The organism is Peribacillus kribbensis DSM 17871 (assembly GCF_000430765.1).
In the GTDB taxonomy this organism is placed as follows: Bacteria; Bacillota; Bacilli; order Bacillales; family DSM-1321; genus Paraperibacillus; species Paraperibacillus kribbensis.
In genome coordinates, this window is record NZ_KE387239.1 from 215,490 (window position 1) to 235,227 (window position 19,738).

Here is a 19,738-nt window from a genome sequence, read left to right on the forward strand (position 1 = left end):
TGTAACCACATATTGAAAAAAATATCCTAAAGGGTCACTAGGAACAAAAAACATAATTGCGTCTTTTCATAAAGTAATTGAAAATTTCGCTTAAGAATTCCTGCTTGCCCTAATGGATACCATTGTGATGTTGACATTTTTATGGTACATTTAAAATATTGTTATTGTACTCAGGAGGGGAACTTGTGCACACGTTATTGGTTACTCTATTGGTTATTGTTAGTATTGCACTTATTATCGTTGTCCTGCTTCAATCCGGTAAAAGCGCGGGGCTTTCAGGTGCGATCTCTGGCGGGGCTGAGCAGCTGTTCGGCAAGCAGAAGGCTAGAGGGATGGACTTGATTCTTCAGCGTATCACAATCGTACTGGCTGTATTATTCTTTGTACTTGCGATTTTGGTAAGTTACGTTGAGATTTAATTGAATCCGTTTATGATAACCCGGCATAACGCCGGGTTTTTGCGTTGATAGGAATATCCGCCGGTCAATTCTTTGAAACAGATTTGAGCGTCCAAATCCATTATAATGGTGAGGAGCACAGCCTGGTTCAGGGGCTAAGCGGATTCATGATTCTTCACATTCATGAAACAATAACATTGATGTCAGCAAAGAAGGAGTCGTATCTATGAGAATAAAGATGCCGCAGCCTTTCACCTTTGAAGGAGGAAAGAGGGCTGTCCTGCTTTTACACGGTTTTACAGGGAATTCAGCGGATGTAAGAATGCTGGGGAGGTACCTTGAGAAGAGGGGCTATACCTGCCATGCTCCTCAATATAAAGGACATGGTGTGCCGCCTGAGGAATTGGTCCATACAGGTCCCAGGGACTGGTGGAAGGATGTCCTGATGGCCTATGATTATTTGAAAAATAAAGGACATGAAGAAATAGCAGTTGTTGGTTTATCTCTTGGCGGGGTATTTTCTCTGAAATTAGGTTACACTGTACCTATAAAGGGTATCGTACCAATGTGTGCACCCATGTATATAAAAAGTGAAGATGTCATGTACAAGGGCGTCCTGGAGTATGCCAGAGAGTTTAAACGGAGAGAAGGAAAACCTGCTGAAGAAGTGGAAAAAGAAATGGAAGCGTTCAGCAGGACTCCGATGGATACTTTACAAGCGCTTCAGGAGCTGATTGGGGATGTCCGCAATCATGTGGATATGATCTATGCGCCTCTGTTCGTAGTGCAGGCCCGCCATGATCATATGATCAATACAGACAGTGCGAATATCATCTATAATGAAGCGGAATCTACTGATAAACGAATAAAGTGGTATGAAGAATCCGGGCATGTGATTACGCTGGATAAAGAAAAGGAACAGCTGCACGAGGATGTTCTGTCCTTTTTGGAAAGCCTGGATTGGAATGACTAAACGTTACCCGGCATAGGAGGGGTTTTAATGGACGAAAATATCCAGCAGCACGTAGACCGGCTGCTAGAATATATGAAAGAGAGCAGCTATAAGCCGCTGACCGTCCAAGAGCTTGAAGAGGCTTTTGGCATTCATGATTCTTCGGAATTCAAGGACTTTGTAAAAGCTCTGGTTCACATGGAGGAAAAGGGCCTGGTGGTCAGGACCCGCAATAATCGGTACGGCCTGCCGGAGAAAATGAATCTTGTGCGCGGGAAATTGACCGGTCATGCAAAGGGATTCGCCTTTGTGGTGCCGGATGAGCCGGGCATGGATGATATCTTTATTCCCCCAAGCGAAACGAAGAACGCTATGCACGGGGATATTGTACTTGCCCGTGTTTCAGAGGAAAAGTCAGGAGCGCGCCGGGAAGGCACAATTGAAAAGATTATTGAACGCGGAATTCACCATACGGTGGGTACATATACGGAGAGTAAAAATTTTGGGTTTGTCATTGCGGATGATAAGAAGATCGCAAATGATATTTTTATTCCAAAAGGTGCTTCAAAGGGTGCGGTGGAAGGCCATAAGGTAGTGGTCAAGCTTACATCCTATCCTGAAGGAGGAATGAGCGCCGAAGGAGAAGTCATTGAAATTCTCGGTCATAAAAATGACCCGGGTGTGGATATTTTATCTGTCATCCATAAGCATGGAATCATTGTTCCGTTCCCTGAAGAGGTCATCCAGCAGGCCAACGCTGTACCGGACGAAATCGATGAAAGTGAAATCAGCGGCCGCCGGGATCTCCGCGGCGAGATGATCGTCACAATCGATGGCGCGGATGCAAAGGATCTGGATGATGCGGTTACAGTTACCAAGTTGGAAAACGGCAACTACAAGCTGGGCGTCCATATTGCGGATGTTAGCCACTATGTAAAGGAAGGCTCCCCAATTGATGTGGAAGCGGCTGACCGAGCGACGAGCGTATATCTCGTGGACCGGGTTATTCCGATGATTCCACATAGACTCTCAAACGGCATCTGCTCACTGAATCCGAAGGTCAACCGCTTTACACTTTCCTGTGATATGGAGATCAATGAGAACGGGGAAGTCGTGAAGCATGAAATTTTTCAGAGCGTGATTAAGACGACTGAACGAATGACTTATTCAGATGTTAACAAAATCCTTGTGGATAAGGATGAGGAGCTTCGTTCCCGGTATGAGCCGCTCGTTCCTATGTTTGAAAACATGGAGGACCTGGCCCAGATTCTCCGTACAAAACGAATGACGCGCGGAGCCATCGACTTTGATTTTAAAGAAGCGAAGGTTTTGGTGGATGAAGAAGGCCAGCCGACCGAAGTGGTGCTGCGAGAACGGTCCGTCGCTGAAAAGCTGATTGAAGAATTCATGCTTGCGGCCAATGAAACAGTCGCCGAGCATTTTCACTGGATGGATGTACCTTTTATCTACCGGATCCACGAAGATCCTAAAGAAGACAAGCTGAGAAGATTCTTTGATTTTATCACCAATTTTGGCTATATCGTTAAGGGAAGCGCCAACTCCGTCCATCCACGCGCTCTGCAGGAGATCATTGAGGCAGTGGAAGGCAAGCCGGAGGAAATGGTTATATCCACGGTGATGCTGAGATCCATGCAGCAGGCCAAGTACGATCCGGAAAGCCTTGGACACTTTGGGTTATCTACAGAGTTTTATACACATTTCACTTCTCCAATCCGCCGATATCCAGACTTAATTGTCCACAGATTGATCAGGACGTATTTGATCGAAGGAAAATTAGATGGAGAAACCAGGGCGAAATGGGGAGCCCTTCTGCCGGATATTGCAAAGCATTCTTCTGAGCGGGAGCGGCGCGCGGTTGACGCTGAGCGCGAAACGGATGATCTTAAAAAGGCAGAGTATATGCTTGATAAGATTGGCGAGGAATACGACGGGATCATCAGTTCGGTTACAAGCTTCGGAATGTTTGTTGAGCTTTCGAATACCATTGAAGGACTTGTTCATGTCAGCGTGATGAACGATGATTATTACCGCTACGATGAAAGGCATCTTGCCATGATCGGGGAACGTACAGGCAAGGTCTTCAGAATCGGGGATGAAATCACCATAAAGGTCTCCAATGTGAATAAAGATGAGCGGGCGATCGATTTCGAAATCGTCGGGATGAAAAATAACCGCCAGAATGAATCAGGGGAAAAAAGAGTATTCAAAACCGGCGGAGGCCGCGGCGGTAGGAATGGTTCTGTCTCAGAGGGCAGGGGACAGTCAAGAGCAAGGAGAGGCGGAAGCAGCAGCTCTGGCAATGCCAGCTCAGGAACCTCTGAGCGGAAACCGCGCCGCAAGAAGAAGTTTTTTGAAAATGCACCTGCCAACAAGAGGAAAAAGAAGAAGCGGAGATAATCCAAAACCGGAAAAAGAGCCTCCACACAGGCTCTTTTTCCTTCCTGCCCTCCATTTGAACTAGGACAGGTATTTTGGTACAATATTTGGACAGTTAGAGAGAATGTTTTACAGAGGAGAGCGGAAACTATGCCTAAGGGATCTGGAAAAGTCATCACCAATAATAAAAAGGCGTATCATGATTTTTTTATAGAAGAGACGTATGAATCGGGCATTGTCCTGCAGGGAACAGAAATCAAAGCAATCAGGGCCGGCAGGGTCAATCTTAAGGATTCCTATGCGAGGATCCAAAACGGGGAAATGTACTTATACAGTATGCATATCAGCCCCTATGAACAGGGAAACCGGTACAATCATGACCCGGAGCGTCCGCGGAAGCTTCTTCTTCATAAAAAGGAAATCAATAAACTGATCGGCGACACAAAAGAACAGGGCTATACCCTCGTGCCATTGAAGGTCTATTTGAAGAATGGATATGCCAAGGTTTTAATTGGACTCGGCAAGGGTAAAAAGAATTATGACAAGCGCGAGGACCTTAAAAAGAAAGAAGCTAAGCGTGAAATCGAGCGTGCATTCCGCGAACGCCAAAAGATGTAAGGGGCGGGAAGGTAGCATCTTTATCGCAAGTATGCTATAATCTATATGTAGCTTGAATAACAATTGAATAAGCAATGAAGCTTAATTATTCTCGTACGTCATCTTCTTATAATGGGGACGCTACGGATTCGACAGGGGTAGTTTGAGCTTAAGTTGCGAGTCGAGGGGATCGGCCTCGTTAAAACGTCAAAGCCTATAACTGGCAAACAACAAAACTCTTTCGCTTTAGCTGCTTAATAACAGTTTAGAGCGGTTCGCCCCTCCATCGCCTGTGTGGTAGGACAGCGGACTCAACTTTAGCAGGCTACGCCGGATTCCACCGTCTGAGGATGAAGGAAGAGAACAACCAGACTAGCTGCCCGGACGCGTGTCGATACGCATAAGGAGCAGCGAAACGCTAATATGTCGACTACACTCGTAGATGCTTAAGTGGCGATATCTTTGGACGTGGGTTCGACTCCCACCGTCTCCACCATACATATTGTAGGGTGGATTTTTTAATTTCATAACACGTAAAGCATAAATTTTCCGTTGATTTATGCTTTTTTATTTTTAAATTCCAAAGTAAGAGGCGGCGAAAATAAGGGTTCTTACCCAACGCAGCCGGAATCCCTCCTTCAATATCACGTTAATAATATACATAAAAAAGACACATACTAGTTGTATTAAATACTGGTAGAGGTGCTTGTATTGCTGCGAATCGTTTATCAGATGCTCCTTGTTGTCCTCTGTTCTGCGCTGTTTGGTTTCTCCAATAACAATTTTTTGATTCCGCATCAGCTGGCATCCGGCGGTGTCACCGGAATAGCATTTATCATCCACCACCTTTTGCAGGTGAACACTGGATTGATTGTTTTGCTTATTAATATCCCGCTGTTTGTGCTGGGCATTGTCTATATCGGAAAAAGATTCATTCTTTTTACTATCATATCGGTTGTCGTTTTATCTTATAGTCTTAAAGTAATCCCCATTCATGCCGTAAGCGATGATCTTCTTCTTTCATCCATAATCGGCGGTGCCCTTAACGGCATAGCGATCGGGCTGGTCATCCGGACTGGAGGATCGACAGGGGGAGTGGATATCATCAGTTTGATTCTGTCCCAAAAGAGAAATATGCAGGTAGGATTTTTGGGAGGGGTGATAAATTTAATCATAGTCGGGACTTCTGGATTTATATTTGGCTGGAATATTACTTTGTATACAGTGATCGCCATTTATGTATCAGGCCGTGCGGTTGATATGGTATACACAACTCAAAATAAGCTCACACTGAGAATAGTCTCAGATAAAGGGGATGAATTAATCAAAGCCCTCATTCTGCTTCATTCTAGGGGGATTACCGTCCATGATGCCGAAGGGGCTTACGAGCATAAACCGAAAAAAGTCCTTACGACAGTCATTACTAGATTTGAGCTGAATGAAACAAAGCATGCCATCCGGAAGACGGATCCGCATGCCTTCGTGAATATCACACAGACCCTTGAAGTGATGGGAAGGTTTCGAAAATGAAAAAAATTGGGGTTTTTTAAGTTTTACATAAGGAAACATCCGGGTAATTAGTTGGTGAAGCAATTAATTTGACAGACTATGCCATGATTTTTATATAATAGGAAGAATTGAAAAAAACAGGGTTTCAGAGTTATTTCTAGTTTAGTTTTTGTACCTGCGTAATGATCCTGATTATAAAGGAACCATCTAGTAAGGTTTACTATTGCTACAAATAATCATCAAGACCTGGTACAGGAGGGAAATCGTTTGAATACAGCAGCTGGTTCAACACAGAAGACCGGCGTCATCTTTGCAGTTTTGCTTGCAGGGGCGTTCATAGCATTTCTGAATCAAACTGTCATAAATATTGCGCTGCCAAAGATCATGGATACATTCCAGATCACAGCCGTAACAGCCAACTGGCTGAGTACAATTTTTATGCTGACTAACGGGATCGTCATCCCGATTACAGCATTTTTAATGGAGAGGTATTCGACCAGGCAGCTTTTCCTATTCTCCATGGCCGTTTTCGCCATCGGAACGTTTATTTGTGCCTGGGCACCTTCCTTTTCCGTCATCCTGGTCGGCAGGGTCGTGCAGGCCATAGGTGCCGGTATACTTTTCCCGCTGATCACCAACGTAATTTTTACGATTTTCCCGCGTGAACGGCGCGGTTTTGCCATGGGAATCTTCGGTGTAGCGATGAACTTCGCTCCAGCTGTCGGACCAACTTGGGCCGGCTGGGTGATTGAGTCCCATTCCTGGCACACGATTTTTTATATTATCGGACCGATTGCTCTTATTGATTTGATTCTGGCTATTTTCCTCGTGAAAAATGTTACAGAGACCAGCAGGCCGAAGCTGGATGTACTGGGTGTTATTTTATCTACGATTGGATTTGGAGGCATCCTTTACGCATTTTCCACTGGCGGGACCAAAGGATGGACGGATGCAGAGGTCATCACCCTGTTTGTCGTCGGCGGCATCAGCTTAATTCTGTTTGTATGGCGCCAGCTGACAGTGGGGCATCCTCTGCTTGAATTCCGGATCTTTAAGTACCGAATGTTTACACTGACGACCATCATCAATGTCATTGTCACTATGGCGATGTTCTCCGGAATGATTCTCATGCCGATTTACATGCAGAACGTAAGGGGATTTACTCCTCTTGAGGCAGGATTTATGCTTCTCCCGGGCGGCATAGTAATGGGGATCATGTCTCCGATTACTGGAAAACTGTTTGACAAATTTGGGGCCAAGTGGCTTGCTGTCGTAGGTTTAGCGATTACAATCCTGACCTCCTATGCGCTGACCAATCTGCATACAAATACGCCATTTTCATATGTGCTTTGGGTTTATACAGCGAGGATGTTCGGAATGTCCATTCTTATGATGCCGATCTTCACAGCAGGATTGAATGATTTAGGACTCAGCCTGAACCGATACGGAACCGCTATGGTCAACACATTTAGAATGGTTGCCGGAGCTGTGGGAATGGCATTCTTTGTCTCCATCATGAACTCCCAGGGGAAAGCTCATGTGAAAGATATCATCATCCATCAGCATATCCTGCCGACGGATAAAGCCCATATGGCGCTTGCCATCAATCAGGGTACCGTAATGGGGATTAATGATGCCTTTATGATTGCAACTTATCTATCGGCCGCAGCCTTTGTTTTAGCCTTTTTCATTAGAAATAAACCACGCAAGGAAGAAACCGCTCCATCACCTCAGAGAAAAGCGGAAACTGCAGCGGAATAAGATATTTATCGGAAAACCAAGTCTGGAAAAGGGCTTGGTTTTTTGTTTAACTACATTTTTCACACAAAAGGATTTTCAAACGGGATTCTAGAATATGTTAGATAAATTCAAGGAGGGATCAAATGAAATATTTATGTTTAGGTTATTTCAGCCCAGGCAGGATGAACTCACGTCCAAAGGAAGAGATTGAGGTTATTATGGGCATGTGCCAGAGACTGCTTGATCCATTTTATAAGAGCGGCCAGGTATTGATGGATGCAGGACTTGAAGCAGGTTCTAAAATCCTTAAGAGGATGGAGGGGAACGTAATCGCAGCTGACGGCCCCGCTGAAACCGGTGAGATCATCGGGAGTGCCTTCCTTATCGAGGCAGAGAATATGGACGAAGCGGTCCGGACGGCCTCCCTTCATCCTTCTGTGCAGGTGGACGAAGGCAGTGAACTGGGCTGGAGAATTGAAATCCGTCCTATTCACTATTTTAAGAGTGGATTATCGTAAAGAGGAATGTTGGAGGAGGATGGTTAATAAGGATATAGAGAGCCGAATGAGGTCTTTATTTCCCTTCTCACCAATGAATAATTTTAGCTGGCTGCCATGATAGGATGGCAGCTTTCTTTTTTCCTTTTTTTCTATAGCGTATTAATAAAAATTAATGAATTCCAGATAAATAAGAGATACCGCATTTTTACCAAATTCAGTGGAAACGGTGCACAAATTAATTAACATAGAGGAAGTATGTTTGAATGAGCAAGCTCAGCAGTAAAATAGCCTTGTTATTATCACTAAGTATGATTATTGTATTAGCAGGCGCTACGGGAATGGAATGATTTATTGGAGCACCAAACAGTCAGTGGCATATTCTTTGGTCTTAGAAGAACATACAGGCTTATCGAAAGAGTCTGCTGCTATTTCCGAAGAAGCTGAGGCAACTGCTGAAGGGCAGGAATCTGTCATGAAAAGTATAGAAGAGTTAACAGCGTCTCTTCATGAACTTTCACAAAAGCTGGGGAAAGCTGTGAAATCGTTTGAAATATAGCTCTTGGAAACTGCAGGAGGCTTCTGCTTGACGGGGTGTCTATTTCAAAAAAGGGGAGATTGACTGGTGTTTCTTGTATATTGATAAGGAAGATAAGTACATTTAAAATAAGAGGTGTCTCTTAAGAAAAGCGCTTCGTGAAATACATCCCGGACAGTAAACAGGAATTCCCCGACCCCGCTATAAGGCCGATTCGTTTCGTGAATACAGAAGAAAGTTGTAAAAAATTGCTGAAGAAGAAGGAATTTGCTTTTGTGTACAGAATATAACACTCTGTAATTTACTAGATTAAGAGAGGAGCATTCGCGATGAATTACATTCACCAGCCAGAGAAGATTACAGCGTTTATTGGGGAAAACAGAGAGAACTTTGAAGGAATGCTGCTAAAAGAGGCTGTAAATGTAGCGGAAAAAATAAGAGATATCCTGGATAAGGGAAATATCGACCTTCTAAAAAATGCAGGTGAGCTTGTCATATACATTGTAGAAGAGCAGGAAGAAAATCTGGTTGCTTTCGCCAAAAAGGAAGGAATCGCCTGGGCAGAGCACTCCCTGACCCTCGCCTTCAAATTGGAATGGGTGCAGGCGATCAGACGGACTCTGTGGAAATTCTTGGAGAAATTCAATGCTCTCTCTAATGACGGTGAGCTGACAACTGAAGACTTTTTTAAGCTGGAAAAAAAGATTAACGATCAAATTGACCAATTTTTAAATACCTTTGTCATCAGTTATTCCAATTACAAGGATGAATTGATTCAATCACAAAGAAAGCTGGTGGAGCACCTGTCCGTCCCAATCATTCCTGTAAGCGGTTCTGTTGCAGTACTCCCCTTGATTGGAATGATGGATTCCTACCGGATGCATACAATTGAAGAAAAGGTATTTAACGAGATTTCGAAGATAAAAATACAAACATTGATCATGGATTTATCGGGAATAGCTAATATGGACTTTGAGGTGATCGTGCATTATCAGAAGATATTGAATGGAATCTCAATGATGGGATGCAAGGCTGTCATAACAGGGCTGCGGGCAGAACTGGTAAGGAAAATGATCCATGCCGGCATTTCGTTTGAAAATATGGCAGAGACAAAAGGTACCTTGCAGCACACATTACGGGAACATCTTGCCCTGGCAAGTCCTTCAGAACATCAATAAGGTAAAAAGAGCAGGAGACCTTTCGAAGCTTGAAAGGTCTCCTGCTCTTTTCTCGTTATTTGGTTCATTAAAATCCTAAAATAGGAAAAAGTAAGGGGGGATCCTGTTTCAATTGGGGTAAAGAAGGAGAAAAAGCATGGACTATTCAGAAGCATCCCTACGCGTCATCTGCTCTTTTACGGCGTTATTGATCCTAACGAAATTTATGGGAAAGAAAGTCATCAGCCAAATGAATGTTTTTACCTTTGTAACTGCGATTACCATTGGAAACATTGCTGCCTCCCTTTCGACAAATATTCATCTTGGGCTGGATAAAGGCATATTTATACTGGCAGGATGGGCGGTCCTGACTGTCTTTTCCGGCTATCTAAGTCTGAAATTTCCGGGGGCGAGAAGGGTTATGGGAGGAGAATCAACCATTGTCATCCAGCAGGGAAAAATATTGGAGGGAGCTCTTAAACAAAATGGCTTGGATATAGAAAGCTTAAAAGGCATGCTTCGGGAGCAGAATATTTTTTCTCTCAAAGATGTAGAGTTTGCCATTTTTGAGATAAGCGGCAATCTTTCCGTTTTAAAAAAGAGCGATCCTTATTCGAGGAAGAGGACTATACAAAAGGTACTCTTATTTCCTACCTCTGCGGGAGTTATTTCAAACGGAGAAATAAACCACAAGAAGCTTTCCGATTTGAATCTCAGTGCAGAATGGCTGCGGGAAAGGCTTAAGGAGGCAGGTGTTCCCTACATAAAAGATGTATTTTATGGGGAAATACAGCCGGATGGCACCTTATATATTGATTTTAAGGATGACCTATTATAAAAGAAAGATGGTATAGAAAGTGGTAATTGAAGATCTATTTGAAAAATTCTGTATTGAAATTTTGTTCATTTCCTTATAAACTCTGTTAAAATAGAAACATATATACAGAAGAAGAGAGGGGGAACATCGGTTGGAAAATGAAAAGATCGGCAAGATCATTGAAGCAGCAAAGCTCTATTATCTCTTAGATTATAATCAGAGTGATATTGCGAAAAAACTGGGAGTTTCAAGGCCGACCGTTTCCAGGCTCCTGCAGAATGCGAAGGAAAAGGGAATTGTCCAGATCAAAATCGTAGATTCAACCCTCGATTGTGAAAAAATGTCAGATCAACTTAAACAAAAGTACAATCTCAAAAAAGCCATCGTTGTATCTGTCCCCCAGTACGAAAATCATATCATTAAAAATTATCTCGGAGAGGCTGCCGCAGCCTATCTGGATGAAATAGTCTCTGACGGTGATATCGTGGGCGTGACCTGGGGAACGACTCTTTATCATGTGGGGATGGAGCTGAGGCAGAAGCCTGTAAAGGATGTAAAAGTAGTCCAGTTAAAGGGCGGTGTAAGCCATTCGGAGACGAATACCTATGCGTCTGAAATTTTATACTTATTTGGAAAGGCTTTCAACACTCCCCCGCTGCATCTCCCTCTCCCTGCCATCGTCGACCATGTAGTAGTCAAAAGGGCAATGGAAGCAGACAGGCATATAAAAAAAATATTGGATATAGGAAAAACAGCCAATATAGCTGTATTTACAAATGGAGGAATAAAGCCGGAATCACTGCTGTTTCAGCTGGATTACTTTTCGAAGGAGGAGTATGAAAGAATCCGTGAGCGGGCAGCCGGGGATATATGCTCGCGTTTTTATGACAGCAGCGGCTGTATTTGCGATGAAGCCCTGAATGAACGGACACTTGGCATCGATCTTGACGAGCTTAAAAGGAAGGAATATTCCATCCTGGTTTCTGGCGGCTCACACAAAATCGATGGGATTTTTGGCGCCCTAAAAGGACAGTTTGCTAATGTTCTTGTCACAGACCAGATAACCGCTCAATTCCTGCTGGATAAGCAGAATTGAAGAACGTGCATCTGCAATATGCCGTCTCCAGACCATCTGGGGACGTTTTTTTTTGGAAAATTAAACATTTGTTCATTACTGTATTTACAAATGTTCAATTCTCCTTTATAGTATTCATGTAAGTTAGTGAAAGCGTTTTATGATACCTTTGAAAAAGATTGTTGGAAAGGGAGAATAAACAAAGTGAAAATTACTAGTTTAATAGATCATACTCTTTTAAAAGCCAATGCGACTGAAGCGGAAATCGTGAAGCTTGCTGAGGAAGCAAAGGAATACAAGTTTGCTTCTGTATGTGTGAACCCGGTTTGGGTGAAAAAAGCGGCAGAACTGCTAAAGGAAGCTGAAGAAGTAAAGGTTTGCACGGTTATCGGATTTCCTCTTGGAGCCACTACATCAGAGGTGAAGGCGTTTGAAACAACAAACGCGATTGAAAACGGCGCTGATGAAGTAGATATGGTCATCAATATTGCTGCATTAAAAGACAAGCAATACGACCTTGTTCAAAAAGATATTGAAGCGGTAGTAAATGCAGCAAAGGGAAAAGCCCTTGTAAAAGTCATTATTGAAACGGCTCTTCTGACAGATGAAGAAAAAACAAAAGCATGTGAGCTTGCTGTAGCAGCAGGGACTGACTTTGTGAAGACTTCAACTGGATTTTCAACAGGCGGAGCAACTGCTGAAGATATCGCCTTGATGAGAGCGGCTGTCGGCCCTGAAATCGGTGTAAAAGCATCCGGCGGTGTCAGAGGACCCGAGGATGCAGCGAAAATGGTAGAAGCAGGAGCGACAAGAATCGGAGCAAGTTCTGGTGTTTCCATTGCGAAGGGTCAAACTGGAAGCTCGAGCTACTAAGAATTGATCCGGGATGCCTCATGAGGAGCAGGCTGCTCCTTATGAGGATCTCATTTAACTATCTTTTCGGGAGGCAGGACCATGGAAAACAAACAGCTGGTTAATCATGCCATAGAGGCAAGGACACGGGCATATGTAAAATATTCAGGCTTTCAGGTAGGAGCTGCTATTCTTACAAGCACTGGTAAAGTTTACTCGGGGTGCAACATTGAAAACGCTTCCTACGGCCTGGCGAATTGCGCTGAAAGAACAGCCGTATTTAAAGCAGTTTCTGAAGGGGAGACAAGCTTTGAAGCAGTGGCAATCGCCGGGGATACTGATGGGCCGATTTCACCGTGCGGAGCCTGCAGGCAGGTTTTGGCGGAGTTCTGCAGTGAAAACACTCAGATTATCCTTGCTAATCTTAAAGGGGATTATACAGTCACAAACATCCAGGAATTGCTGCCAGGTTTCTTCTCGGCCAGCGATATGGAGAAATAATTGATTAACAGCTAAGGAGGCAGCAACATGAAATATCTTGTGGCGATTTTGGGTCTGCTTGTTGTATTCGGACTGGCTTTTGCAGCGAGCAACAACAAAAAGCAGATTAAATATAAACCTATAGCAATCATGGTTGTTATACAGCTGGCACTATCTGCCCTGCTGCTTAACACAAAGTTCGGCTTTTATGTGATTAAAGGAATTGCAGATGTTTTTGAGAAACTTCTGGCTTATGCCGGCGAAGGAATTTCCTTCGTATTCGGAGGAATTGCGAATGACGGACAGAGTCCATTCTTCTTGGGCGTCCTTCTTCCAATCGTCTTTATCTCTGTTCTGATCGGAATTTTCCAGCACTTTGGCGTACTTCAGTTTATGATGAAGTGGATCGGCTTCTTGCTCAGTAAAGTCAATGGAATGGGAAAACTGGAATCCTACAATGCGGTTGCTTCTGCCATAGTTGGGCAATCAGAAGTCTTTATCACAGTAAAGAAGCAGCTTCATAAGCTGCCTGCGAACAGATTGTACACTCTTTGTGCATCTGCCATGTCCACTGTTTCCATGTCGATCGTAGGTGCATATATGACCATGATCGAGCCGAAATATGTGGTGACTGCCATTGTCATTAACTTATTCGGCGGATTTATTATCTCTTCCATCATCAACCCTTATACGGTTGATGAAAACGAAGATATCCTTGAAGTTGTAGAAGAAAAGCAATCCTTCTTTGAAATGCTTGGCGAGTATATCATGGACGGCTTCAAAGTAGCCATCATTGTCGGTGCCATGCTGATCGGCTTCGTAGCCTTAATGGCAGCCATCAATAGTGTGTTTGATATGATCTTCGGAATCTCGTTCCAGCAAATCATCGGCTATGTGTTTGCACCGTTCGCCATCCTGATGGGTGTTCCTTTTTCTGAATCTGTTTCGGCCGGCGGAATCATGGCAACCAAGCTGGTAACAAACGAATTTGTTGCCATGATGGACTTAGCCAAGGCAGCCCCTCACTTCAGTGAGAGAACACTTGGAATTGTTTCGGTATTCCTTGTATCCTTCGCTAACTTCTCTTCTATCGGTATCGTTGCGGGAGCCGTGAAGGGACTTCATGAAAAACAGGGGAATGCTGTAGCACGCTTTGGACTAAAATTACTTTACGGAGCGACACTTGTCAGCGTCCTGTCTGCGATTATCGTAAGTGTGATCATATAAGGAGGAGAGGCTGCGAAGGACAAAAACATTGCTGTAAAGCTGGGGAATGTCCTTCATAGCCTGCCTTGAAAACATATTAGGCCGCTACAGATCGGCCATAATGAAAAAGCTTCTCTTTTTAAAAGGGATTGCTTTTTTATTTTTTTCATCGAAAAACAAACTGTTAGGAGGAAAGGAAACGATATGTTAAGTGTAGGTTTACTTCTTTCAGGGGCAGCACTGTTTCTCAATGCTTTAATGCTTCTTGGAAAGGCGGAAGAAAAGAGTGCAGGAGTGTTTAATTTATTTGTCGGGGTGTTTCAGGTTGCAGCCCCTTTTTATACCATCATGATTTCCGATCAGAGCAGCTGGTCTGTCTTCCAGAATGGTGCGGTATTTTTATTCGGGTTAACTTATTTGTATGTAGGAGTAACAGTCCTTAAAGGGATGAACGGAACAGGCCTTGGATATTTCTCTTTATGGGTGTCCATCATCTGCCTAGTGTATACCGGGGCTTCGGTGGTCCATTTCCATGATTATCTTAACGCCGTCACTTGGCTTTCATGGGCCATCCTCTGGTTCTTGTTCTTCCTGCTGAATGCATTAAACAAGAAAGCTGAAGCGTATGTAGGAAAGGTGGCCATGATCCAGTCCTGGACGACCCTAACCATTCCGGCGTTAATGACCATGATGGATGGATGGGGAGGAAAAATCATTACCTCCGTATGGACGGCTGTGCTGATCGTCTCTATCCTTTATTTTATCCTATCGGGGTATAAGATGCTTCATTCAAATGAACCGTCACTTGAGAGTGCTTCTCCAGAAATATAAGCACATTAGAAGGGGACTGGGATTTTTATTCCGGCCCCTTTTGGTTTTTAATGAAATGCCGGCACAATCCTTAAAAGGCTTATTGAAACGATCTAGAAGGGAAAGGGGATTAACTGGATGAACGGATCATTTCGGCCGTAGTACGGTCCATTACCGGTTTGAACGGACCATATCGGCAGAAGTACGATCATTACCCGGTTCAAGGGAACGGTTTCAGTAGTGTTCGAATCATTCCTCCTAACACGAGATCATTTTTAATACAGCCATTTTTCCATAAAAGCTGTTTAGGATCATTAATTGTGCGTATTAAAGCAGTTATGGTGCCTGAAGCCAGAAAGAAGTTTTATGCCATGTACCGGCATTATATCCAGGAAGAGAATGAGAAGTTCATCTATCTGGACCCGAAAATAAAGTGTCGTGTTAAATTCAGAAACTATACAAAGGCTGGGCACTTACGGATCCCATCATTTGTTGAATATATATCTCTAAATGATCATCCTTTGAGGTGAATTTGTTTTCATGCAGCAAGTAGCATCGATATCTCTTAAAGGACTCATACTTTCTACCGATATAAAAAGGTGGAGGGGTTACATGAATCAAATTTATTTCTCGCTATTAAGGAATACAATGGATCACATGGCATTTCAATTAGCCATAATATTGATTGTTTCGTTAATGGTTGGTTTATTAGTAAAATTTGTTTTAAGGAGTTTAAGAGTACCATTTGCAATATCTAACTTTATTTCTGTTTTGGTCCTACTACTTTCCTTTTACAAAAGTATATTAATTGTTTCAGGTTAAGCATCCAGCAATGGGTGCTTTTTATTATGCCCAAAAGAGGTGATTGAGGTGAAGATCAGTGATCGTATAACAGCTAATGACAAGCAGAAGCTGCAGCAGATGACAGGCCAGGTGAAGAAGAGGAATGGTAAGCGTAAGCATAGGGCCAAGAAGAAACCAGATATTGTTGACTACATTCCAAAGGAAAAGAAGGAGAAGCCAGAGCGTATGGATTGGATCGATATCATGGGGATGAATCGTGATGCCTATAAACGCGTGAATGGGGCTATAAGAAAAAAGTAATCCTAGAAATACTCAATCATAAATACAGAAAGTCTTTGCAAAACTTCAATTATACAAAAACAAGCCGATAAATCACTTGTAGTATGTTTCTTGTAGCTAGTTAAAAGGGGAATAAGTATGAATTTAGAAGAACTTACAAATAGGATTAACGAAAGTATAGACGAAATGGATTTAGTGACTACCAGGAAGTATATTGAGCAAAATCTAGATATTTTAAAAGAGAATAAAAGATATCTGAAAAAGAATGCAAGAGAGTTATTAGAATTTATAATTTCTAGATTAGAAGAAGGAATCAAGCCTCTTTCTCGCCATGAGTTGGCAGCCATTAAAGCAATAAATTTATATGCTTCAAATTTTGATATTAGAGGATTAAAGTTAACAATCAAAGATAAAACACAATTATTGATAAGAGAGGATGTCTTAACTTATTTAAATTCAGATGCCAAAATTCTGTTAAAAGATATGGGGGCAATATCCGCAATTTCGTAAGGTTAAGAAATATTCTTTTGAGTTCAAACAGTAGTCACTCTTCATTGAGTGGCTTTTTTATTTGGAGGTGGTGATAATGTGATGACTGAATACAAGACCAAGCAGCAGAAGCGCAAGTTTATGACAGTCCAGCCTGGAAGGAACTGCGTGAGCTGATCAAGCAGCGTAACCACTATGAATGCCAGGAGTGTAAACGTCAGGGCAGAGTGTCCATCGATACCAATGAATACAGTGAGAGCGCCAAGCGTAAGAAGATCCAGCTGGTTGTCCATCACATCAAGGAGCTCGAGCGGCATCCACACTTAGCACTCGATGTGGATAACCTGGAGACTATCTGTGTGGACTGCCATAACAAGGAGCACGGCAGGGACTTTGGTAAGAAGGAAAAGAGATGGGATGATGAGAGGTGGTAAAGTTACAATAAGGGGTAGTGTTATATAACTTTTTATTCTGTTATATTATCTAAAATCTTTAGATATAAGGATTGTATCTCTTCCGTATCATTTGGAATATTGAAGGAACGTTTGATTTCACGTAGCAGTGCCCGTAACTTAAGAGCTTTTACTCTTGGAGACATGTTCGAGTTTATTATCTTGTGAAATACCGCATTGATTTGTCTGGGTGTCCTCATCGTGCTATCACTCCCAAAAGATAATATATATATATGCATACAATCTTTTTATACCCGAGAACTCAATATGTACTCAAGAAGATATAAATGATAAAAAAGTTAAAACATTTTCTTGACTTTAAAATATGATTGCAGTTTAACAAAGCTTTATATTAATCTCCCCCCGGTCAAAACTTTTGGCCTTTTTTTTTCGTTCGGGGCACCGGGGAGGGGGGTCGATTTTTCAGATTTATAACCAAATTTTTTTTCACGTAAGGGGGGTGGGTGCATGGCAGTCAACATTACGGACCTAAAAAAGCAGTTAATGACAAGGATTGATACTTCCGATTTTGTCCAGGTGGATTAAGTGGATCGCTATATTGATTTGGTCAAGTCGTTTAGATGGATCAGTAAGATCATTAGTAAAGAAGGCGAAACCATAGTTACTGAAAATGGAAAACAAAAATTTTTGAAAGCCCATCCCCTTATCGGGGAACGCAATAAAATTAACGCCTCTTTATTGAGTATTGAGAAATCATTTGGCCAGAAATTGGGCGATGATGACCCGGATGATAAGAGAAAAACCAAATATAATGCCAGTGATCTTATATGATATCTCAGCAGTATGTGGAAGAATATATAGCCTTATATGAATCTGGAAAAATCAAACTCAATAAAGAGCGCGTTAATTTAATTCGATTTTTAAAGGTGCATGTACTAAGGGGGTGGTAATTATTGGGATGGATAGCAGATGTATTAAGAAAGGAATAGCGAACTAGAATTCATGTTTGATCTGAATTTGATTCAAGACACATCCAGCAGGATTTACATGAAGAAACTTGCTATTGATACATATGTCGCATTCTTGGGGCGAACAATCAGCCAATCCGAATTCAGGGTTCGGAATGGTACAGATTTCATTAAGGATGAACTTTATTACCGTTTAAATGTAAGGCCAAGTAAAAATATGACCGCAAGTACCTTTTGGCAAACGTTCATCCGAGAGCATTAACATGCATGGAAAAAAATGTAAGGCATGCTGGTTACATGAACCCGCCGCAGGCAGGAAATATTACTCCTTGTAAGTAAAATACAAGGAGTGATTTTATGCCATTTGGTGCTCACGAAACCATGGAAGTCCATGAAATTCTCATGGAAAAAGTAAATATGCTGAATCAATTCAATTTTTACCTTCAGATTGCCAAGGAACAGCGGCTGATTGATATAATAATCCGGCATCAGCAGGAGGAAATTAAATCCTATAATGAGCTGCTTTCTTATACACATGATTACACTACCTTTGCACCGATTGCAGCGAACACTTACATTCAGGGAATGACTCCGCAGCAAATCCATTACGGAGTAAATAACCCGCCGCAGATTCAGCCGGAGTCTTCAACCAATCAGCTGCGCGATAAGGAAGCGGCTATGGGAATGCTGCTCTGCCACAAAAATGCTGCGAAGAATGGCATGTCTGCAGCACTTGAGACGGCCGATCCGACTCTGCGCAGGATTCTGATGAATAGTGCAGTAAACTGTGCTGATCAGGCCTATGAGGTTTTCTTATATCTAAACGGACAGGGAATTTACCAGGTTCCTGAACTTGATCCGAATACAGCAAAATCCTTTCTTCACAGCTATGTACCAACAGGAAAAGAAATAGAATCCATGTATTTTGGACAATCAAGTCAAGGATCTGCAGACAAACAGGGAAGCTATATGGCTGGCCAGAATCCTGCATTCAACAGACCTCCTTACCCGAACACCTATGGAACGGGTGCAGGGACGTCATCTTATCAGCAGCAGGGCGGCATAAATCCGAACCAAAGACCTTATGGAACACAAATCCGTTAAGGAAGAACGAAACGAAACCACTTGCTGTTATCCGCAGGTGGTTTTTTCCTTTCTGAAATGGCTCTATAGAAGTTCTAACTTCCTTCTTTTTGGGTAAACAGAAGGAAAAGAGTAGAAGGGAGAGGTTCTTTATGAAAATCATCCTTAAGCCTGAAGCGCTGGAGAAGCTGAAGAGGTATTCTTTTAAGGAAAACGAGGGTGTACGGGTGGAAGCTGCCTATATCGCAAGCTGCTCCTTATATATTGAATATAGCCTGAAGGTAGAGGAAAAAGGAGAACATGATGATCTGTTTATGATAGAAGGAATCCCGGTTGTCGTTTCCAAGGAAAGCCAGAGGCTGCTTGAGGATACCGTCATCCTGGATTATAATGATAACCTAGGATATAAGCTTTCATCCGATGAGGAGACGTATCGGTACAATTTGATGCTTGAGACGTAAAGGGAGCCTGTATTCAGGTTCTTTTTTTATGTATCTGAGGCCCCATGAATAAGGAGTGGCAGGAGTTTTCGATGAAATGATCTAATTAAGAAGACAGGGATTAAAAGAAGCTTTCATGTATTGGGAATTTTTTGTAAATTATTGGGCTGATGTTCGTATTAGAATAGGACGGCATGCGGTTGAACCCGGAATTTAGGAGACCGCTGTATAGGAGCT

The 19,738-nt window shown here is 42.6% G+C and carries 20 protein-coding genes, 1 other RNA gene and 3 pseudogenes; all 24 read left to right on the forward strand.

The genetic code is table 11. The annotated features are described in order from the left end of the window. Positions 1 to 185: 185 nt before the first annotated feature. The 24 genes and pseudogenes from secG (at position 186) to H539_RS0117160 (ending at position 19,522) form a co-directional block, all read left to right on the forward strand. Positions 186 to 419 carry a preprotein translocase subunit SecG gene (secG, locus tag H539_RS0117030; RefSeq protein WP_026694512.1) on the forward strand — a complete coding sequence of 78 codons (234 nt, stop codon included), beginning with the start codon at positions 186 to 188 and terminating at the stop codon, positions 417 to 419. Between the two features lie 205 nt (positions 420 to 624). After that, entirely contained in the window at positions 625 to 1,371 is a 747-nt protein-coding gene (locus H539_RS0117035; protein ID WP_026694513.1) for an alpha/beta hydrolase, read from the forward strand. Positions 1,372 to 1,398: 27 nt separating this feature from the next. Then, positions 1,399 to 3,768, forward strand: coding sequence for a ribonuclease R (rnr, locus tag H539_RS0117040; protein WP_026694514.1), 2,370 nt, complete (start codon positions 1,399 to 1,401; stop codon positions 3,766 to 3,768). 129 nt (positions 3,769 to 3,897) lie between these two features. After that, entirely contained in the window at positions 3,898 to 4,365 is a 468-nt protein-coding gene (smpB, locus tag H539_RS0117045; RefSeq protein ID WP_026694515.1) for an SsrA-binding protein SmpB, read from the forward strand. 113 nt (positions 4,366 to 4,478) lie between these two features. Continuing rightward, positions 4,479 to 4,840: a transfer-messenger RNA gene (gene ssrA, locus H539_RS30920) on the forward strand. Between the two features lie 206 nt (positions 4,841 to 5,046). Next, positions 5,047 to 5,874 (forward strand): YitT family protein, encoded by an 828-nt coding sequence (locus H539_RS0117050; RefSeq protein ID WP_026694516.1) that lies wholly within the window; start codon positions 5,047 to 5,049, stop codon positions 5,872 to 5,874. A 246-nt stretch (positions 5,875 to 6,120) separates the two neighbouring features. After that, the gene (locus tag H539_RS28915; RefSeq protein WP_035323003.1) at positions 6,121 to 7,614 is read left to right on the forward strand and encodes a DHA2 family efflux MFS transporter permease subunit; all 1,494 of its coding nucleotides are present in this window, start codon (positions 6,121 to 6,123) and stop codon (positions 7,612 to 7,614) included. A gap of 122 nt (positions 7,615 to 7,736) precedes the next feature. Further along, positions 7,737 to 8,111 (forward strand): YciI family protein, encoded by a 375-nt coding sequence (locus tag H539_RS0117060; protein ID WP_026694517.1) that lies wholly within the window; start codon positions 7,737 to 7,739, stop codon positions 8,109 to 8,111. Between the two features lie 352 nt (positions 8,112 to 8,463). Continuing rightward, positions 8,464 to 8,649: a hypothetical protein gene (locus H539_RS0117070; protein WP_155890109.1), complete on the forward strand. Its 186-nt coding sequence runs from the start codon at positions 8,464 to 8,466 to the stop codon at positions 8,647 to 8,649. Positions 8,650 to 8,957: 308 nt separating this feature from the next. Beyond that, the gene (locus H539_RS0117075) at positions 8,958 to 9,806 is read left to right on the forward strand and encodes an STAS domain-containing protein (protein ID WP_026694519.1); all 849 of its coding nucleotides are present in this window, start codon (positions 8,958 to 8,960) and stop codon (positions 9,804 to 9,806) included. A gap of 136 nt (positions 9,807 to 9,942) precedes the next feature. Beyond that, positions 9,943 to 10,623, forward strand: a complete 681-nt coding sequence (locus H539_RS0117080; protein ID WP_026694520.1) for a YetF domain-containing protein — start codon at positions 9,943 to 9,945, stop codon at positions 10,621 to 10,623. A 130-nt stretch (positions 10,624 to 10,753) separates the two neighbouring features. Continuing rightward, positions 10,754 to 11,698 carry a DNA-binding transcriptional repressor DeoR gene (locus tag H539_RS0117085; RefSeq protein ID WP_026694521.1) on the forward strand — a complete coding sequence of 315 codons (945 nt, stop codon included), beginning with the start codon at positions 10,754 to 10,756 and terminating at the stop codon, positions 11,696 to 11,698. Between the two features lie 183 nt (positions 11,699 to 11,881). Further along, entirely contained in the window at positions 11,882 to 12,550 is a 669-nt protein-coding gene (gene deoC / locus H539_RS0117090) for a deoxyribose-phosphate aldolase (RefSeq protein ID WP_425414734.1), read from the forward strand. Positions 12,551 to 12,631: 81 nt separating this feature from the next. Continuing rightward, positions 12,632 to 13,030 carry a cytidine deaminase gene (locus tag H539_RS0117095; RefSeq protein ID WP_026694523.1) on the forward strand — a complete coding sequence of 133 codons (399 nt, stop codon included), beginning with the start codon at positions 12,632 to 12,634 and terminating at the stop codon, positions 13,028 to 13,030. A gap of 27 nt (positions 13,031 to 13,057) precedes the next feature. Next, the gene (locus tag H539_RS0117100; RefSeq protein ID WP_026694524.1) at positions 13,058 to 14,236 is read left to right on the forward strand and encodes a NupC/NupG family nucleoside CNT transporter; all 1,179 of its coding nucleotides are present in this window, start codon (positions 13,058 to 13,060) and stop codon (positions 14,234 to 14,236) included. A 183-nt stretch (positions 14,237 to 14,419) separates the two neighbouring features. Further along, complete coding sequence (locus H539_RS0117110) at positions 14,420 to 15,046, forward strand: AmiS/UreI family transporter (protein ID WP_026694525.1); 627 nt, start codon at positions 14,420 to 14,422, stop codon at positions 15,044 to 15,046. A 299-nt stretch (positions 15,047 to 15,345) separates the two neighbouring features. Then, the gene (locus H539_RS0117115) at positions 15,346 to 15,555 is read left to right on the forward strand and encodes a hypothetical protein (protein WP_026694526.1); all 210 of its coding nucleotides are present in this window, start codon (positions 15,346 to 15,348) and stop codon (positions 15,553 to 15,555) included. A 340-nt stretch (positions 15,556 to 15,895) separates the two neighbouring features. Next, entirely contained in the window at positions 15,896 to 16,129 is a 234-nt protein-coding gene (locus tag H539_RS28920) for a hypothetical protein (RefSeq protein WP_035323010.1), read from the forward strand. Positions 16,130 to 16,246: 117 nt separating this feature from the next. After that, complete coding sequence (locus H539_RS0117130; protein WP_051348654.1) at positions 16,247 to 16,618, forward strand: hypothetical protein; 372 nt, start codon at positions 16,247 to 16,249, stop codon at positions 16,616 to 16,618. Positions 16,619 to 16,699: 81 nt separating this feature from the next. Beyond that, a pseudogene (locus H539_RS0117135) lies at positions 16,700 to 17,031 on the forward strand (HNH endonuclease). Positions 17,032 to 17,517: 486 nt separating this feature from the next. Beyond that, positions 17,518 to 17,841, forward strand: a pseudogene (locus H539_RS28925) (P27 family phage terminase small subunit). Between the two features lie 122 nt (positions 17,842 to 17,963). Next, positions 17,964 to 18,234 (forward strand): annotated as a pseudogene (locus H539_RS0117150) (phage portal protein); the annotation flags it as partial. A gap of 101 nt (positions 18,235 to 18,335) precedes the next feature. Next, positions 18,336 to 19,082, forward strand: a complete 747-nt coding sequence (locus tag H539_RS28930) for a spore coat protein (RefSeq protein WP_051348655.1) — start codon at positions 18,336 to 18,338, stop codon at positions 19,080 to 19,082. Positions 19,083 to 19,213: 131 nt separating this feature from the next. Next, positions 19,214 to 19,522, forward strand: a complete 309-nt coding sequence (locus H539_RS0117160) for an iron-sulfur cluster biosynthesis family protein (RefSeq protein WP_026694532.1) — start codon at positions 19,214 to 19,216, stop codon at positions 19,520 to 19,522. Positions 19,523 to 19,738 lie beyond the last annotated feature (216 nt).

What these genes read in the sequence shown, in the direction of transcription:
- H539_RS0117035 (WP_026694513.1), top strand. Translation starts at nt 625, where the DNA reads ATGAGAATAAAGATGCCGCAGCCTTTCACCTTTGAAGGAGGAAAGAGG.
- rnr (WP_026694514.1), top strand. Translation starts at nt 1,399, where the DNA reads ATGGACGAAAATATCCAGCAGCACGTAGACCGGCTGCTAGAATATATG.
- smpB (WP_026694515.1), top strand. Translation starts at nt 3,898, where the DNA reads ATGCCTAAGGGATCTGGAAAAGTCATCACCAATAATAAAAAGGCGTAT.
- H539_RS0117060 (WP_026694517.1), top strand. Translation starts at nt 7,737, where the DNA reads ATGAAATATTTATGTTTAGGTTATTTCAGCCCAGGCAGGATGAACTCA.
- H539_RS0117075 (WP_026694519.1), top strand. Translation starts at nt 8,958, where the DNA reads ATGAATTACATTCACCAGCCAGAGAAGATTACAGCGTTTATTGGGGAA.
- H539_RS0117080 (WP_026694520.1), top strand. Translation starts at nt 9,943, where the DNA reads ATGGACTATTCAGAAGCATCCCTACGCGTCATCTGCTCTTTTACGGCG.
- H539_RS0117095 (WP_026694523.1), top strand. Translation starts at nt 12,632, where the DNA reads ATGGAAAACAAACAGCTGGTTAATCATGCCATAGAGGCAAGGACACGG.
- H539_RS0117100 (WP_026694524.1), top strand. Translation starts at nt 13,058, where the DNA reads ATGAAATATCTTGTGGCGATTTTGGGTCTGCTTGTTGTATTCGGACTG.
- H539_RS0117110 (WP_026694525.1), top strand. Translation starts at nt 14,420, where the DNA reads ATGTTAAGTGTAGGTTTACTTCTTTCAGGGGCAGCACTGTTTCTCAAT.
- H539_RS0117130 (WP_051348654.1), top strand. Translation starts at nt 16,247, where the DNA reads ATGAATTTAGAAGAACTTACAAATAGGATTAACGAAAGTATAGACGAA.
- H539_RS28930 (WP_051348655.1), top strand. Translation starts at nt 18,336, where the DNA reads ATGCCATTTGGTGCTCACGAAACCATGGAAGTCCATGAAATTCTCATG.
- H539_RS0117160 (WP_026694532.1), top strand. Translation starts at nt 19,214, where the DNA reads ATGAAAATCATCCTTAAGCCTGAAGCGCTGGAGAAGCTGAAGAGGTAT.